This window comes from Pseudoalteromonas sp. M58 (assembly GCF_042604605.1).
GTDB lineage: Bacteria > Pseudomonadota > Gammaproteobacteria > Enterobacterales > Alteromonadaceae > Pseudoalteromonas > Pseudoalteromonas tetraodonis.
Genome location: NZ_CP152390.1, coordinates 1,167,027 through 1,183,948 on the forward strand (window position 1 = coordinate 1,167,027; position 16,922 = coordinate 1,183,948).

A 16,922-nucleotide genomic window follows, 5' to 3' on the forward strand; every position below is an offset into this window, starting at 1 on the left:
ATAACACAATGCGAATTTTTATCCCTTTTAAACCTATTTTTATGCAGCTTACCTCTTTGGCCCTTTACCCATTAACCGCCATTAGGTAAGTTAAAAATAATAACAAAAGGGATAAGTAATGAAGCAATTTAATCGTCGGGATTTTTTAAAGGCAGCCAGTGTAGCTGCCGCTGCTGGTGTGGTTAGTGGCTGTGCATCTAGTGGCAGTGTTCATACTAGCGCGCCTATGCAACAAGGGCGCTCCGTTATCGGTTTGGTCGCACCTAAAATGGATGTGGTGAGAGTAGGGTTTATTGGTGTGGGTCAGCGCGGGTTTGGCCATATAAAGCGTATGAGCCACATTGAAGGCACTCAAATAGTGGCTATTTGCGATACTCATACAGAGGTTTTAGAACGTGCCGCTAATTATTTAGTTGATACGGGAGTGGCAAAGCCTGCATTGTATAGTGGCAGTGAGCGCGCTTATCAACAAATGCTCGAACGACAAGATATTGATATTGTGATTATTTCAACACCATGGGCATGGCATGCGCCAATGGCTATCGATACCATGAACAGCGCAAAACATGCTTTTGTTGAAGTGCCTCTGGCACTGACTGTTGATGAAATGTGGCAAATTGTCGATACCGCAGAGCGTACGCAAAAAAACTGCATGATGATGGAAAATGTTAACTACGGCCGCGACGAGTTAATGGTATTAAACATGGTACGCCAAGGTGTATTTGGGGAGCTGTTACATGGCGAAGCGGCGTATATTCATGAACTGCGCTGGCAAATGAAAGAGCTTGAGCACAAAACAGGCTCATGGCGAACGCAGTGGCATGCAAGACGTGACGGTAATTTATATCCTACGCATGGATTAGGGCCGGTATCGCAATACATGAATATAAATCGTGGCGATCGGTTCGATTTTTTAACCTCAATGAGCTCACCTTCACTTGGCCGAAGCGCCTATGCGCAACGTGAGTTTGCTTCCGATCATCCCCGTAACCAGCTCAATTATATTGCTGGTGACATGAACACGACGCTGATTAAAACTCTCAAAGGGCGCAGTATTATGGTGCAGCACGATACGACAACCCCTCGGCCGTACTCACGACATAACTTAATACAAGGCACGAATGGCGTGTTTGCAGGTTTCCCTAATCGTATTGCTCTTGAAACTGGTGGCTCAAAAAGTTTTCATGAGTGGGATTATGATATGAGCGCATGGTATGAGCAGTATGACCATCCCTTATGGACAAAAATGGGTGAAGAGGCGCAGCGCAATGGTGGTCACGGTGGCATGGACTTTTTAATGTTTTGGCGGATGATTTACTGCTTAAGAAATGGTGAACCGCTAGATCAAGACGTTTATGACGGGGCGGCATGGTCGGTTATTTCGCCGTTATCAGCCCAGTCTGTGAGTGAGCGTAGCCGCTCAATAGATATTCCCGATTTTACTCGCGGGGCATGGCAAACCGCACAGCCTTTGGGCATTGTAAGCTAAGCCAAATAAAAAAAGAGCGCATGCGCTCTTTTTTTATTTATTGGTTATGTTTATTAGCTACTTCTCACATCAACCTTGAGTTTAAGCTTTTGGCCTGGCTGTAAGTATTTTTGCCCAGCCAAGTCATTCCATTTAATTATATCGCTCACGGTTAAATTAAACTTAGAGGCTATACGCGCTAATGAATCACCCCGACGCACTTTATAAGTAATGGTGCGGTTGGTGTTATTCGCTGACTCTTTAGGCTGATTTGCTGATTTATAAACAACCAATTTTTGATTTAAACGCAGCACTGCATTTTTCTTCAGTTTATTCCACTTAGCTAATTCACCCATAGTGACATCGTATTCGCGGCTTATGTCCCACAATGTGTCGCCACTTTTTACCGTGTGTGAGAGCTTAGTACGCAAACTTTTATTAGCGGCCGCGCGTACTTGCTGAGGTAAATGTTCACTGTTAATTTTACCATCTGTTAGCGGCACTAAAATTTGTTGGCCAACACGAATGACGTTTGAATTAAGCTTATTTAATGACTTTATTGCATTGGTGCTAGTGGTAAATTTACTGGCAATTACCGACAGGCTATCACCTTTTTTAACTTTGTATTGTTGCCAGCGAAGACGATTTTTAATGTCAGTTGCAGCCAATTTTTCTGTAAATTGCTCTACTTTATCGGTGGGTATTAATAAAAAGTGTGGGCCATCAGGGTCTGTTGCCCAGCGGTTAAATCCAGGGTTTAGTCTGTATAGCTCGGTAAGGGTCATGTCAGCCATATCGGCTGCCAGCGCTAAATCAATCTGTGACTCAATATTGACCACTTCAACCACTTGCGCGTTAATGATAGGCTTCCATGACACATTAAAATCATCAGCGCGCTTTAATAAATCGGCTAATGCTAATAATTTAGGCACGTAGGCAGTGGTTTCACGAGGTAAATCAAGTGACCAAAAATCGGTAGGTAAATGCTTTTTACGATTCTTTTTAATCGCACGCAGTAAGCGGCCTTCACCTGAGTTATAAGCTGCAATTGCGTTCAGCCAGTCACCCTCAAGGGTTTTGTGTAAGTATGAGAGATAATCAAGCGCTGCGCGAGTTGATTGCACAATGTCGCGACGGCCGTCATACCACCAGTTTTGTTTTAAATCAAAACGCTCGCCGGTTGCTGGCATAAATTGCCAAATACCCGATGCGGTGCGATGCGAGTAGCCATAAGGGTCAAAAGCACTTTCTACTATAGGTAAAAGTGCAATTTCGATTGGCATTTCACGCTTTTCAATTTCTTCAACAATAAAGTGCAAATACGGCTCAGCACGTTTAGAGATACGATCTAAGTATGCTTGATGGCGCGCATAATAGTTACGCTCAGCGACCACTGGGCGATTTTGGGGAATATCGATAGATAATTGGTAACGAATACGCTCCCAAACATCGTCAAACACAGGGGCTTCCTCTTCGATATCGTTCACTTGTTGATATTGCGCGTTCATCATCAGCGCCGTGCTAATATCGTTTGGGCTTGCGCCTTCAAGCTGCTCTAGTGCCTGATTTTGTGAATCTGTGTTTAACGTTGTCAGTGTTTGACAACCGCTTAGCGTCATCGCTAAGAGCAATAAAAGAGGAGATTTATTCATAAATACCAATACATAGGGTAAAAAACTCGGCGAATACTACCCATAATGAGTCAACATTGCCACTTATGACCGTTAAAAGTTTCAAACAAATATGATTAGAAAATGTTAACTTATTGTTTATTAACTAATCGTTTTATTATTGTTGTTGCTAGCGCATGTTTAACCTTGAAAGGTCAACAGGCCCAAATTAAAAATGATCTTTGAACTTTCTCAGACTAGCAAAGTTTTCCCAAGGTTCATTGTTTTTTGTAACTAAACAATATTCTTTTGGTATTAATTCTGTAATGTTTGGCAAATTACTACGCATAAAAGGGTTAATTTTCAGCTCATGGCCTATGGTACTTGGCAACGTTATTTCATCTTTATTACGTTTGTGATCAACGCGTTCACTGTAGGCGAGTAGTTCAGGGTTTCGTGGCTCAACCGCTTTTGCAAACGCCAAATTCGCTTGGGTGTATTCATGAGTGCAATACACTTTGCAATCACTCGGTAGTGCACTAAGTTTATTAAAGGAATGCCACATTTGTTCTGGAGTGCCTTCAAATAAGCGCCCACAACCACCACTAAATAGGGTGTCGCCAGTAAAGGCCAGTGCATCATTAACATAACAAATATGATCGAGTGTGTGGCCAGGCGTGGTGATAATATTAAATGAGGTGCCTAAAACGGTAATCGTTTGGTCTTCATTTAAAGGCTCTGTTATTCCTTTAAATGGACTGTTACTTGGGCCGTAAACCTCAACGTTTGGATACTGTTTTACTAATTGGGCAACGCCATCAGTGTGATCATAATGATGATGCGTTATTAAAATACCGCCTAGGGTTAAATTATACTGTGCTAAATGCTCAGTGACCGGCGCAGATTGGCCAGGGTCAACCACCCACGCTTGATTATTATGCTCGGTGGTTAAGCACCAAATGTAGTTATCAGAAAAGGCTTTAATTGCTTTGACTTGCACCATGTATCGTTGCTCTATAAAGTGGTATTTAATTAATATTATAACGAGCTTATATAATGAAACCAGCCCTTAGTTTTCAAGAAGGCCCCAAACCGTTGTCATGGCAACAGTTTCCGCATGGTGATTATTTACGTTGTGATATAGAACGCAAATTGTCGCCGTGGTTACCACGTATGTTTGGCTATCATATGCTTAAATTGGGTAATTTAAGTGGCGAGTTAGATACCAGCAAAAGTTCCATTAAGCATCAAGTATGCGTTGCAGAGCCAGGCCCTTATACCGGAGTGGTGGCTGACATAGACGAACTGCCTTTTTATGAGCACAGTATAGATGCGTGCATTATGAGCCATTGTTTAGAGTATCACTCAGATCCGCATCATATATTACGTGAGGCTCATCGTACGCTTATTCCCGGCGGTTATATTGCCATTACCGGTTTTAATCCGTTTAGCTTTTGTGGGTTAGCGCAATTACTGCCATTTAGTGGTCAAAAATTACCGTGGACAGGGCGCTTTTTTACCCCTGCACGGGTAAAAGACTGGCTTAATTTGCTTGGGTTTGAAATTGTGGCCGATGAACGCTTTATTTATTCATCGTTGGCACGCGGTAACCGGTTGTCGCGGTTTGCGTTTTGGCGCAGCTTTACCAAGCAATATTTAAAACCTATGGGCAGTGTATATTTGCTGGTGGCACGAAAGCGCGTTGCGCCACTTACGCCAATAAAACCTAAGTGGCATGCTCGGCCACAATTTGCGCCAATAAAAGGGGTAGGGCTTAGGCAAACCTCAAAACAACATTATCAGCAAAATAAAAAATAGTGCGATGTTGAGGGTTACGGTTGGTAACCTTCATCATCAATTAAGTTGTTGCCGCTGGCCGCATCACGGGCAAGGTCGTCAACAATTTCATTATATTTATGGCCACTGTGACCTTTTACCCATTTCCAAGTAACATCGTGCTCGGTGCAGGCTTTATCGAGACGTTTCCATAAGTCGACATTTTTAACCGGCTTTTTAGCAGAGGTTTGCCAACCGCGTTTTTTCCAATTGGTGATCCACGACTCAATGCCTTGTTTTACGTATTGGCTATCGGTAGTCAGGGTAACAGGACATGAACGATTAAGTGATTCTAGCGCAACAATGGCAGCTAGCATTTCCATGCGGTTGTTTGTTGTGAGTTTGTAACCTTGACTTAATTTTTTTTCGTGGGCTTCATAAATCATAAAAATACCATAACCACCGGGGCCTGGATTACCTAAACACGAACCATCGGTGTAAATCTCTACGGTTTTTTGCACTGTTTTACCTTGATATTATGTACAATAAAGTGATTATAGAAAGATACCAGAGTCAGGCTTAATTCGATATGGCACGCAGACAAATAGTTTTAGATACAGAAACCACCGGCATCGACCCTAAACAAGGGCATCGTATTATTGAGATAGGCTGTGTGGAGCTAATGAATCGTCGGTTAACCGGCAATAATTTTCACGTTTACATAAATCCACAACGCAGCATTGAAGAAGAAGCAATCGACGTTCACGGTATTACCAACGAATTTTTACGTGACAAACCGCTTTTTAGAGACATTGCCCAAGAGTTTTTTGACTATATTAAAGACGCAGAACTCGTTATTCATAACGCGCCGTTCGATATTGGCCATATGGATAATGAATTTGCGTTATTAAATCAAGGTTATCAAAACACCCATGATTTTTGTGGCGTGCTTGATACCCTTAAAATGGCGCGTGACTTGCATCCAGGACAAAAGAACAACCTAGATGCGCTTTGCCGTCGCTACGATGTTGATAACACTAAGCGTACGTTACACGGCGCCTTACTGGATTCTGAGATTTTAGCCGATGTTTACTTGGCAATGACCGGGGGACAAGTAAAGCTAAATCTTAATCAAAATAAAGATGACTCAAGTGAAGATCAAAAGGGCGGTATTAGGCGCTTAAACAGCGATAGAGCCCCATTGGTTGTTGTAGCAGCAAGCGAAGCAGAGCAAAGCGCACATCAATCACGTTTAGACATTGTACAAAAGGAGGGCGGCCATTGTTTATGGCGCGCTGAATAAGGCACTATTATGAAAACGCTATTAGTAGTTTCACTGTTTTTAATCGCCGCGTGCTTCATTCCCGATGCACACAGCGTTAAACAAGTTGAAGAGTTAAAAGGCAGCGGAAAACAAAATGAAATACCGTTACTGGATAACCGTTTTCGTATAGATGACAAAATTGATGAAATAAAATTAATATTTTTTAGACGTCCTGGCTCGCCTGCCGTTATTTTAGTTAGACCCGATGGCACTAAGTACTTTGCAACCAATGCGGTAAGAAACACCAGCCTAGATTGGTACGACGAATTAAATTACGACCTAGTGGTTATTCGCAACCCTATGCCTGGGCCATGGCAAGTTATTGGCCAAATAATGCCACAGAGCCGTATTGTTGTAATTGGTGAGCTATCACTTAAGGTTGATCCACTCCCTAAGATTCTTTTTCAGGGTGAAACTGTAAAGGTAACCGGTGAGATTTTAAATGATGGCGAGCCCATTCGCGCTAATCTTTTCAAAGATGCGGTATCGCTCAATGTGAGTTTTGTGAGTACTAATAATGAAAATTTTGAAAATTTTGGAGCGGGCATACAGCAAGTTACTGAATTTAAAGACGATGGCTACGGATTTGATGAAAGTGCAAAAGACGGTGTGTTTACGGGTGAGTTTACTTTAAATTTTACTCCAGGCGAGTGGCGGCCAGAACTTTATATTACCACCGATGTCCTTGAGCGACGAGTTGTTCAAGACACGATAGTTGTGCATGAGCCGCCTTTTAGTTTTACCTCAGTTGAAGCAACCGATGAGGGGGACGATCACCGTATTACTATAAATATTGATGAAAAGTTATTAAAGCCTGAAACCGTGATCATGCAAGGGAAAATTTATTATCCCAATAATGAAGAGCAAGTATTTTACTTAGACACTAATAACACCGCAGTAAGAGAACTGGCTTTACAAGATTACGGATGGGGACGTTACAACATTGAAATTTCTGTGTTTGGCTCAACAGTAAATGACAGAGAGTTTATGGCTACGTTGCCAACCTATTTATTTGAAATAGAAAGACCGATAGAAGTTATTCCTGAAATTCCAAAAGCGAGCCTCATTAAGGAAGAAAATATTCCAGAGCCTGTTATAAAACCAAAAGTAATGGCAACCGGTGTAATGGTAAGTTTAATTATTGGTGGGAATTTGGTCATATTATTTATTGGTTGGTTATGTATTCGTGTTTTTGTGCAGAATAAACCAATAAAACTTAAATTGAATTTTGCTTTTTTAAAGAAAAAGAAAGCAACCGAGGCAAAAAAATCAGAACAGCAAAAAACAACTGATGCAGAAAATGGCTCAAAAAATGACAAAACAGGTGAAATTTTAAACCTTTCGATGTCAGATGACTAAAAAACCTGTAAAAAAACAAAAAAGCCCTTGACGAAGTAGGGGCTGGTTCGTATTATTCACGCCGCTGTCAGGGGAGACTCAGACAGCAACGAAAATGCGGAGTGGTAGTTCAGTTGGTTAGAATACCGGCCTGTCACGCCGGGGGTCGCGGGTTCGAGTCCCGTCCACTCCGCCAATTTTCGACAATTTGTAAGTAAAAGCTGGAGTGGTAGTTCAGTTGGTTAGAATACCGGCCTGTCACGCCGGGGGTCGCGGGTTCGAGTCCCGTCCACTCCGCCAACACTTACACAACATATGGTTGTAAAACATATTCTTATTATGGAGTGGTAGTTCAGTTGGTTAGAATACCGGCCTGTCACGCCGGGGGTCGCGGGTTCGAGTCCCGTCCACTCCGCCAATAAGAAAAAATAACAGTTTAAATACGCGCTGGAGTGGTAGTTCAGTTGGTTAGAATACCGGCCTGTCACGCCGGGGGTCGCGGGTTCGAGTCCCGTCCACTCCGCCAACTATTTAAACACTGTTATATTACAAAATTTGTATGCTGGAGTGGTAGTTCAGTTGGTTAGAATACCGGCCTGTCACGCCGGGGGTCGCGGGTTCGAGTCCCGTCCACTCCGCCAACAAATTAAGTAATGACAAGTAAAAAGATATCTCTGCGGAGTGGTAGTTCAGTTGGTTAGAATACCGGCCTGTCACGCCGGGGGTCGCGGGTTCGAGTCCCGTCCACTCCGCCATTTGATATCGTAACAAAATTAGTAAGTGCATTACCCTATGCACATACCACTGCGGAGTGGTAGTTCAGTTGGTTAGAATACCGGCCTGTCACGCCGGGGGTCGCGGGTTCGAGTCCCGTCCACTCCGCCACTTGTTATTTCCTCAATAACAAGCAATAAATAATTTACTTATTAATAAATCCAAACATCATTTTTATCAGCTATCAGCTATCAGCTATCAGCTATCAGCTATCAGCTATCAGCTATCAGCTATCAGCTATCAGCTATCAGCTATCAGCTATCAGCTATCAGCTATCAGCTATCAGCTATCAGCTATCAGATATCAGCTCGACTCTTATATACTAACCTGCTAATATTCTTGTCTATTCTTCAATATTCAGCTTCTTATCTCTGCATGAATTACCAAGAATCTAATCTCACTTTAAAAAAGGAAGCATTAAGATGAGTACATTAGGTCAGCAATTAAAGCAGCTAAGAAATAATAAAAAATTGAGCCAACCTGAATTTGCTCAGCAAGTAGGTATAGAGCAAAGTTATTTATCAAAACTTGAAAACGATAAATCAATTCCCTCGAATGAAATATTTAGAGCTTTATTGATAGCATTAGACCTTTCAATTGATGAGTTTATGAAGCCCCTTACCTACAGCCATGACAAAACAAGACTCATGCAAATACCCGATTTAGAGCTGTGGTTTAAAAGTAAAGCAGTAAAGAGCTCAGTCGCACAGCGTAAAATTATATACCTCGCTATGTTTCTGATTTCTTTTGGCTGTGCATTATTTTATGCAGGACATAAAAATTATCTGTTCAATGAACGCTTTTACGAATACAAATCACTGGGTGTGATCAAAACAGATGAACCCCTGAATGTTTTTACTCATTGGAGCAATTATATTATTGATTCAAACCGAGAGAAAAGAGAGGAAAAAACGCGTGAAATGCTGGCCAGAAGGGTACCCAGTTTTAAGTTAATGGATGAATACATCGGTGAATCATTTGTTGAAGAAGTCGAGGGAGGTAAACGACTTTATAACGTAGATGAACTCTCGCGAACAATACCACATGCAGGCAATAGTTGGTTTGAGTTTTTAGGTATTTTGGCTGCTGTATTTGGTTTGGCGTTCGCTTTACTGGAACCCAGATTAACCAAGCAATAAAAAAGTAATAAAAAGCCTGCGTACATGAAAACGCAGCAGGCTTTAATATAAATTGGCTTGCAATTATCCTTGTGGGCCAAATAACTCTTTTAAGTAAGTATCTAAAAAGTTGAGGTAGGCGTTTGAGGCGCTGATACGGTTTTCTTTTTTGCTAAAACCGTGTCCTTCATCATCAAATAATACATATTCTACTGGCACACCATTAGCTTTAACCGCAGCAACCAACTCATCGCTTTCAACTTGTAATACGCGTGGATCATTAGCACCTTGTATTACCATTAAAGGCTTAGTGATGTTATCGGCATGAAACAGCGGTGAAATAGCACGGTGACGTTCACCATCGGTGGCAGGATCGCCCATTTCATCGTAAAGCGCCTTTTTAAAGCTTTCCCACCATGGTGGAATTGAGTTCAGTGTGCGTACCCAGTTAGTCACACCAAAAATATTGATACCTACTTTGAACTCTTCCGGTTTAAAGGCAAGCGCGGCTGCGGTCATAAAACCGCCGTAGCTACCACCCATGATGCCGATTTTATCTGCATCGACCCAATCTAGGCTTTGTAAGTGTTTTTTACCGTAGATAATATCTTGTAGATCATCGGTGCCATGTTTTTTATCGTCTAAATGGAAAAATGTTTTACCATAGCCTGAGCTACCGCGGTTATTGACGGCAAAAATAGCATAGCCATGATTAACTAAATGTTGCTGCATTGCGCTATAACCAGTTCGGCTTTGCCCACCTGGGCCGCCATGCACCCAAATAAGTGCAGGTACTTTATTGGTGCTGCTGGCTTGTTTTGGTTTGTATAATACGCCCGGTATTTCTAAACCATCAAAACTTTTAAAGCGCACAATGGTGCTCTCTACTAAGTCGTTTTGATCTATATCTTCACTTAATGTGTTGGTAAGTTGCTTGGCTTCATTACTGCCAACTTGCCAAACAAATAAGTTGCTTGGTGAGGTATCTGAATTTAAATAAAACGCCATGGTTTTCTCATCGCTTGAGAAATTCACACCACGTAGATTTCCCGCAGGTAATTTAGGCATGGCAATTTCATCCCCTGTTTGCGTGTCTTTTACTGTGACCTTTGTGCTGGCATCAGCATTTACACCGCTTACTTGGTATCGCCCAGATTTAGAAAAATCAATAAAGCTAACGTCCCAATCATCTTTTAATGCTGGACTGTGCTTGCCTGTGGCGAGCTCATATTGCCACACCTCTGAAAACTCTCCTTTAGCGTCTGTTGAGTAGTATAAATATTTGCTGTCTACAGAGAAGGTCTCAGGCGTATATTGTGCTGGTGTATCGTGTTTTGAAATTAATTGCGGCTTGAGGGTTTTCTTATAGGTATCAAGAATAAACGTATCGCTGTCTTTATTGGTATTATTTTTAGACAGCGCAATGTAGCGTCCATCGGGGCTAATTGCGCCCACATCTAGTCCTTGTGTGTTTTGATAAACGGGCGTGACTTTATAGGTTTTGCTATCTACGCGATACAAGTCCATAAACTTGGCATCGCGTTGATTACTGGTAATAAAAAACTGACTGCCATCTTTAGTAAAGCCTGCAAAACTCGCGCGGGTTTCTTCCCCTGGGGTTAAATCTTTGATTGAACCATCAACTTCACGCACATAAACATGGTAGCGCTCATTACCGCCTGAGTCCTTGGTAAATAGTACACGCTCATCATTTGGGAAATAGCGAATAGGGTAGGTGCTGTCTTCAAAATTGGTTAGGCGCGTTTTGCTACCTGTTTTTACGTCAACTTCATACAAGCTGTAAATACCGCTTTCATCGCTACTAACTAGAACTTTATCGCTAGTCGGGGAAAAGCTACTGCCCATGATAGATGTTGTATCAAAAAAGGTTTTAGCGTTATAGGTTTTTACTTGTCGTGTTTGCTCAGTTGCCACAGGGGTAGAGGCTGAATTATTAGATTGACTGCAACCTGTTAATGCAATTGATACTGCACAGGTAATACAGGCAAATTTGAGGGCTTTTTTCATAGATACATTCCTTGGATTATAATTATGGACTTTTAGTGTTAACCGAAGGTTTTTTAAACGCAAGTAATTAGCCTATTCGAACTGCAATAAAGTGTTACAAACCATGTAGCCCACGAAAATAGAAAACCAGTTATAATTCACTTTCAAAATCAGGGAGTATTTATGATAGAAGTCATTGGGTTACATAAACAGTTTGCTGAAAACGTATTGTACAGTGGTTATAGTGTGCAGTTTTGTGCACCTAAAATATGCATTGAAGCGCCTAATGGCCAAGGTAAAACAACGCTGTTGATGATGTTGGCAGAGCTCGAAACGCGCCAAAGTGGGCAGATTTTATTTTCTAAAAAAGCATTAACCGAACCGCATAAACAAGTTGCTATAGCCTCAGACTGTATTGCTTTACCTGACTTTCTTACGGCAAAGCAAATTATTAACTTGTCCGTGAATACGCTGGGTTGTGATTGGCCAACGACAATAATAGATGGGTTTAATTTCAATGAATTTTTAAATACTCGTTTTGATGCGCTGTCGTCAGGTAATCAAAAGAAATGCCAGTTAATTTTAGCGCTTATGCGTGATGCACCTTATTTACTTCTAGACGAACCCAGCGCAGCACTTGATCAAGCCAGTATTCAGTATTTATTAGTACTGCTTGATGAATATCTAATAGATAAGCCAAATGGGCAAATAGTCATCACCTGCCATGAACCAGCGCCATTTATTGAGCGTGGCTTTGAGTGTATACCGTTATGATTGCAAATTTAAAACAATCAATCGGGCAATATCGCTCTTTTATGGATTATCGTTATCAGGCTTACAAAACTGAACTCACGCAATTATTGTTACAACTAAAAAGCTTTGGGTTGTTATTTTTAGTGGTGTTAGGCTCGTCAGTGTTGGGTTTGATATTGCTACTTTTTTTAGGCCTTGGAAAAATTATAGACAGCAGCGCAGCACCCCAATACGGTGCACAAATGGCTTTATTTTATTTGTTACTACAAAGTGTGATGCTCAGCGCAATGAAGTCAGCAATTAAAAATAGTAAGCAGCGGTTATTTCAGCAAACTATTGCACGATCAGTTTGGTTATATTTAGTCGATATTAAACTATTAACGCTCAGTAATGCATGGCTTATAGCCAGTGTATTAATTGCGCTAGATTTAACGCTATCACAATGGGTTAAAGTACCGCATTTTATTGTATTTATGTTGCTGCAGTTTAGCTTGGGCGTTTTGTGTTTATACAAAACCAGCGCACTGGTATATGGCTTTTTGTTTAGCACGATATTAGTGCTGGTTCCTATTCATATGCAGCCGCTCACTTATCATATGGGCTTTTCTTTATCGTTTGCGCTGAGCCTTTTTGTCCCCGTGGTTAATGTTAACGGGCGTATTGCAGTAAGTTCATTATTGGGCTTTTGGTTTTGTTATTTATTAAACCATTGTTGGACACTTGTTTGGCGCGTGTCGTTACTTTTATGTGTATTCATGGCATCAGCTGCGCTAATAAACGAACGTGCTGATTTAGTACCTATACTTGTGATATTAGCCATGGCTTTTATTGTACTCTTTAGTAGTTCATTGCAATTTGATTGCGGTAGGGTGTATGAGCAGTATCGATTGTTTTTTAAAACATGCGAGCAAGAACGCGCCTTTTATATTAGCCAGTTTTTACCTAGCATATTGCTGTTTTTATTAGCCACAATAAGTTATAGCGTTATTTTTGGTTACACTCATATTGTATTATTTGTCATTGGAAATATGTGGTGTGTATTACAGGTTTACCTTGCACAAAAAAAACCAGCGCATTATGCGCTGGTTTGGCTAATTTCAACAGGGTTGCTGCTAGCTTTACTAAACTAGTTAAGCGGCATCTGCCTTTTTAGATTTAGCTTTGCTATTACGCGCTGCTTTGCCGGCAAGTAAATCTGCAGGGTCAAAGTCGTCAACGTTAATAACGTCTAAGCGAGCTTGTTCAACAGCTGCTAACTTATCAGCTTCAGCTTGGCTTAAAATGCCGGCTTCTAAGCCCATTTGCGCCACTTTATCAAGTTGGAAGAATGGCAATTTAACGCCTTTCTCTTTACATACGCGTTCAAATAAAGGCTCTACCTCTAGCACATCTTTAAGCGTTTGCTCTTGACGACCTACAAGGTTAAGCGGCTCGTTTGTAAGGTATACATAACTTGCTAAACGATTACGCGTTTCGCTAGGCACTTGCAGTAATTGCGCTAGCTTATGCTCAAGTTTGTCGGTAGGTTTACGAACCGGGCGACCAAACGGGAATAACAATACTTTTAATACGCCACGAAGTGGTGCAGATGGCATATTGTTGATTAAATCAGCAAGCGCACGTTGACAGTGGTAAAGGTGATCCTGACAGCTCCACTGAACCAGTGCAAAATCTTCTTTTTTACGGCCTTCGTCGTTATAACGTTTAAGCGTTGCAGACACTAAGTAAAGGTAGCTTAATAAGTCACCTAAGCGTGCTGAAATACGTTCTTTACGTTTAAGTGAACCACCAAATACTGCCATACTAATATCAGACATAAGTGCAAGTGATGCACTAAAGCGTGAAGCCATACGATAAAACTCTGCCGTTTCGTCTTTGTACGGTACGCTAGTAAAGCGAGCGCCAGTAAGTGCAAGCCACTTAGTGCGCACTAGGTTAGACATGGTAAAGCCAATGTGGCCCATTAGCGCTTTATCAAATACGTTAAGCGCTTCTTCGCGGTCTTCAATTTCACACGCACCTAGCTCGGTAAGTACAAATGGATGACAACGAATAGCACCTTGACCATAAATAATCATATTACGGGTCAAGATGTTTGCACCTTCAACGGTAATGGCAATAGGTGCACCTTGATAGCCACGACCTAAATAGTTATTTGGCCCAAGCATGATCCCTTTACCGCCTAGCACATCCATTGCATGAATGGTGGCATCGCGCATTTGCTCGGTAAGGTGGTATTTAATAATAGCCGAAATAACAGATGGTTTTTCGCCTAAATCAACCGCGCCAGTAGACATACTTACTGCAGCGTCTGAGCTGTAAGCATAACCGGCAAGTTTCGCCATTGACTCTTCAACCCCTTCCATTTTACCAATTGGTAAGCGGAATTGACGACGAATACGGCTGTAAGCACCGGTTGCTACAGCAATCATTTTAATGCCACCGGCTGAATTTGACGGCAACGTAATTGCACGACCAACCGATAAACATTCAACGAGCATACGCCAGCCTTGACCAGCCATTTCTGGGCCACCAATAATGTAATCAAGTGGTACAAAAATATCTTTACCGCGAGTAGGGCCATTTTGGAACGGCACATTAAGCGGGAAGTGACGACGACCAATTTCTACCCCAGGGGTATCTGTTGGGATAAGTGCACAGGTAATACCAGGCTCTTTAACGTCACTTAATAATCCATCTGGATCTTGTAATTTAAATGCTAGACCAAGAACCGTAGCTACAGGTGCAAGTGTAATGTAACGCTTGTTCCATGTAAGGCTTACACCGACTACTTCTTCGCCATTCCATTGCCCTTTACATACTACACCATAGTCTGGAATTGAGCTTGCATCAGAACCTGCCTCTGGCGAAGTAAGAGCAAAACATGGAATTTCTTGACCGCTTGCTAAACGCGGTAAGTAATGATTTTTTTGATCTTCAGTACCGTAGTGCTGTAATAACTCACCCGGGCCTAACGAGTTAGGTACACCAACAATTGACGAAAGCAATGTTGATTTACTGGTTAGTTTTTGCAGTACACACGATTGTGCAAATGCAGAGAATTCTAAGCCGCCGTATTCCTTTTTAATGATCATGGCAAAGAATTTGTTATCTTTCAGATATTGCCATACATCCTGAGGTAAATCAGTTAGCTCATGCGTAGCTTCCCAATCGTCCAGCATACTACATACAACTTCAACAGGGCCGTCGATAAATGCCTGCTCTTCAATAGTAAGTTTTGGAACTGGATACTGGTGAAGCTTTTTCCAATCTGGGTTACCACAAAATAAATCAGCTTCCCACCAAGTTGTACCGGCATCAATAGCTGACTTTTCGGTGTCAGACATGCTCGGTGTAACTTTTTTGAAGACCTTGAAAATAGGCTTGATAATATATTGCTGACGAATGCCAGTAACAGAAAGAGGCACTGCGATGATTAAAAAGATCACCCAGCTAATTAAACCAAAAGCACCAGCAAAGGTACCAATTAATAATGTTGCGGCAGAAACACCAAGTGCTGTGTTCCAACTCGCTCTGTGGTAAAGCGCAATGCTGAGCAGTGCGATTAAACCGAGTGTAAATATGAGTGTCATTGCTAATTCCTTAATAGAGGTCAGACCACCTCGTTTAGAGTAGCGCTAGTAACGCTAAGTTTCAAGTACATTACTTAGATTAAAGTGTAGTTATCGGTACGATTATTACAATGCGTCGTATGTTATACGAACAGTTTGGCTGTAATGGTTTATTTTGGCTTATCATAAAAAATATAAGCATTAAAAAAATCAATTAATCTAGTAGTAATATAAGTTTAATTAAGTAAATATACTTATGGTGATTAGTGTACGCTTATTAAAAATAGAACGATATTCTATGTTTAGCTTTTTAAAGGTTTATTTATTTTATGTGTGAATTACTTGGCATGTCAGCCAATGTGCCAACGGATATTTGTTTTAGTTTTTCAGGGTTGTTGGAGCGCGGTGGCAATACGGGGCCGCATAAAGATGGCTGGGGCATTACTTTTTATGAAGGCAAAGGTTGTAGAACCTTTAAAGATCCCGAGCCAAGTTACCAGTCAGAAATAGCTAAATTAGTTAAAGCTTATCCGATTAAAAGCGTATCGGTGATAAGTCATATTCGTCAAGGCAACCGCGGGCGAGTGTGTCTTGAAAACACCCACCCGTTTACTCGTGAGTTGTGGGGGCGTGAAATAACCTATGCTCATAACGGGCAGCTTTCAAATTATCATGATTTAAAACCTGAATATTATCGACCTGTGGGTAATACCGATAGCGAGTTGGCATTTTGCTGGTTGCTTGACAAAATTCGTGAAAAGTACCCGCAGCGACCAAGTAATATGGCGTCGGTTTTTAGATATGCGGCTAAGCTTTCGCATACGCTACGTGAAAAAGGCGTGTTTAATATGTTATTGACCGATGGTGTATTTGTTTTAGCGTATTGTACTAATAATTTACATTACATAACGCGCCGTGCACCGTTTGGTAAAGCAACACTTATTGATGCCGACATGGTGGTCGACTTTCAACAAGAAACCACGCCAAACGATGTGGTAACGGTTATAGCAACAAGGCCGCTAACCAACGATGAACGCTGGCAAAAAATGCAGCCAGGAGAGTTTGCGTTATTTAAAATGGGTGAATTAATGTAGGTTGGTAGAGTAAAACGAAACCCAACTTAAAGTTTCAAATCTAAGTATTAAAATGAAAAGCCCAAGTTATGGTTGTCACACTTGGGCG

General features: G+C 41.5%; 13 protein-coding genes and 7 tRNA genes. 15 read left to right on the forward strand and 5 right to left on the reverse strand.

Annotation, left to right across the window (positions count from 1 at the left end; translation table 11 throughout):
• Nucleotides 1-118: 118 nt before the first annotated feature.
• Nucleotides 119-1,489 (forward strand): Gfo/Idh/MocA family protein, encoded by a 1,371-nt coding sequence (locus AAGD16_RS05405; RefSeq protein WP_377114130.1) that lies wholly within the window; start codon nt 119-121, stop codon nt 1,487-1,489.
• Between the two features lie 53 nt (nt 1,490-1,542).
• Here the strand turns inward: AAGD16_RS05405 and AAGD16_RS05410 are convergent, their stop codons facing one another.
• A complete protein-coding gene (locus tag AAGD16_RS05410) occupies nt 1,543-3,120 on the reverse strand; it encodes a LysM peptidoglycan-binding domain-containing protein (RefSeq protein ID WP_377114133.1) in 1,578 nt (525 codons plus the stop codon).
• Nucleotides 3,121-3,307: 187 nt separating this feature from the next.
• Complete coding sequence (gene gloB, locus AAGD16_RS05415) at nt 3,308-4,081, reverse strand: hydroxyacylglutathione hydrolase (protein ID WP_377114136.1); 774 nt, start codon at nt 4,079-4,081, stop codon at nt 3,308-3,310.
• A gap of 53 nt (nt 4,082-4,134) precedes the next feature.
• On the opposite strand from gloB, the gene AAGD16_RS05420 reads away from it, so the two are divergent.
• Nucleotides 4,135-4,896 (forward strand): class I SAM-dependent methyltransferase, encoded by a 762-nt coding sequence (locus AAGD16_RS05420; RefSeq protein WP_008465729.1) that lies wholly within the window; start codon nt 4,135-4,137, stop codon nt 4,894-4,896.
• A gap of 14 nt (nt 4,897-4,910) precedes the next feature.
• On the opposite strand, the gene rnhA is transcribed toward AAGD16_RS05420, so the two are convergent.
• A complete protein-coding gene (gene rnhA / locus AAGD16_RS05425) occupies nt 4,911-5,375 on the reverse strand; it encodes a ribonuclease HI (RefSeq protein ID WP_036956940.1) in 465 nt (154 codons plus the stop codon).
• A gap of 68 nt (nt 5,376-5,443) precedes the next feature.
• On the opposite strand from rnhA, the gene dnaQ reads away from it, so the two are divergent.
• The 10 genes from dnaQ (at nt 5,444) to AAGD16_RS05475 (ending at nt 9,429) form a co-directional block, all read left to right on the forward strand.
• Nucleotides 5,444-6,157, forward strand: coding sequence for a DNA polymerase III subunit epsilon (dnaQ, locus tag AAGD16_RS05430; protein WP_013464558.1), 714 nt, complete (start codon nt 5,444-5,446; stop codon nt 6,155-6,157).
• A 9-nt stretch (nt 6,158-6,166) separates the two neighbouring features.
• A complete protein-coding gene (locus AAGD16_RS05435; protein ID WP_377114141.1) occupies nt 6,167-7,537 on the forward strand; it encodes a TIGR03503 family protein in 1,371 nt (456 codons plus the stop codon).
• Nucleotides 7,538-7,635: 98 nt separating this feature from the next.
• Nucleotides 7,636-7,712, forward strand: a tRNA-Asp gene (locus tag AAGD16_RS05440).
• Nucleotides 7,713-7,739: 27 nt separating this feature from the next.
• Nucleotides 7,740-7,816: transfer RNA gene (locus AAGD16_RS05445), tRNA-Asp, on the forward strand.
• Between the two features lie 41 nt (nt 7,817-7,857).
• A tRNA-Asp gene (locus AAGD16_RS05450) sits at nt 7,858-7,934 on the forward strand.
• 31 nt (nt 7,935-7,965) lie between these two features.
• Nucleotides 7,966-8,042, forward strand: a tRNA-Asp gene (locus AAGD16_RS05455).
• A gap of 38 nt (nt 8,043-8,080) precedes the next feature.
• A tRNA-Asp gene (locus AAGD16_RS05460) sits at nt 8,081-8,157 on the forward strand.
• A gap of 37 nt (nt 8,158-8,194) precedes the next feature.
• Nucleotides 8,195-8,271: transfer RNA gene (locus AAGD16_RS05465), tRNA-Asp, on the forward strand.
• A 53-nt stretch (nt 8,272-8,324) separates the two neighbouring features.
• A tRNA-Asp gene (locus AAGD16_RS05470) sits at nt 8,325-8,401 on the forward strand.
• Nucleotides 8,402-8,712: 311 nt separating this feature from the next.
• Nucleotides 8,713-9,429, forward strand: a complete 717-nt coding sequence (locus tag AAGD16_RS05475) for a helix-turn-helix domain-containing protein (protein ID WP_028835342.1) — start codon at nt 8,713-8,715, stop codon at nt 9,427-9,429.
• Between the two features lie 63 nt (nt 9,430-9,492).
• Here the strand turns inward: AAGD16_RS05475 and AAGD16_RS05480 are convergent, their stop codons facing one another.
• Entirely contained in the window at nt 9,493-11,436 is a 1,944-nt protein-coding gene (locus tag AAGD16_RS05480) for a S9 family peptidase (RefSeq protein WP_058154396.1), read from the reverse strand.
• Nucleotides 11,437-11,598: 162 nt separating this feature from the next.
• Between AAGD16_RS05480 and AAGD16_RS05485 the strand changes: the two genes are divergently transcribed.
• Both AAGD16_RS05485 and AAGD16_RS05490 read left to right on the forward strand, forming a co-directional pair.
• Nucleotides 11,599-12,189 carry an ATP-binding cassette domain-containing protein gene (locus AAGD16_RS05485; protein WP_013464562.1) on the forward strand — a complete coding sequence of 197 codons (591 nt, stop codon included), beginning with the start codon at nt 11,599-11,601 and terminating at the stop codon, nt 12,187-12,189.
• Nucleotides 12,186-13,298, forward strand: coding sequence for a DUF6136 family protein (locus AAGD16_RS05490; protein WP_058154397.1), 1,113 nt, complete (start codon nt 12,186-12,188; stop codon nt 13,296-13,298). The genes AAGD16_RS05485 and AAGD16_RS05490 overlap by 4 nt, the downstream gene beginning before the upstream one ends.
• Here AAGD16_RS05490 and fadE read toward each other — a convergent pair whose 3' ends face one another.
• Nucleotides 13,299-15,761, reverse strand: a complete 2,463-nt coding sequence (gene fadE, locus AAGD16_RS05495) for an acyl-CoA dehydrogenase FadE (RefSeq protein ID WP_058154398.1) — start codon at nt 15,759-15,761, stop codon at nt 13,299-13,301.
• 308 nt (nt 15,762-16,069) lie between these two features.
• Between fadE and AAGD16_RS05500 the strand changes: the two genes are divergently transcribed.
• Complete coding sequence (locus tag AAGD16_RS05500) at nt 16,070-16,834, forward strand: class II glutamine amidotransferase (protein ID WP_013464565.1); 765 nt, start codon at nt 16,070-16,072, stop codon at nt 16,832-16,834.
• Nucleotides 16,835-16,922: the final 88 nt, after the last annotated feature.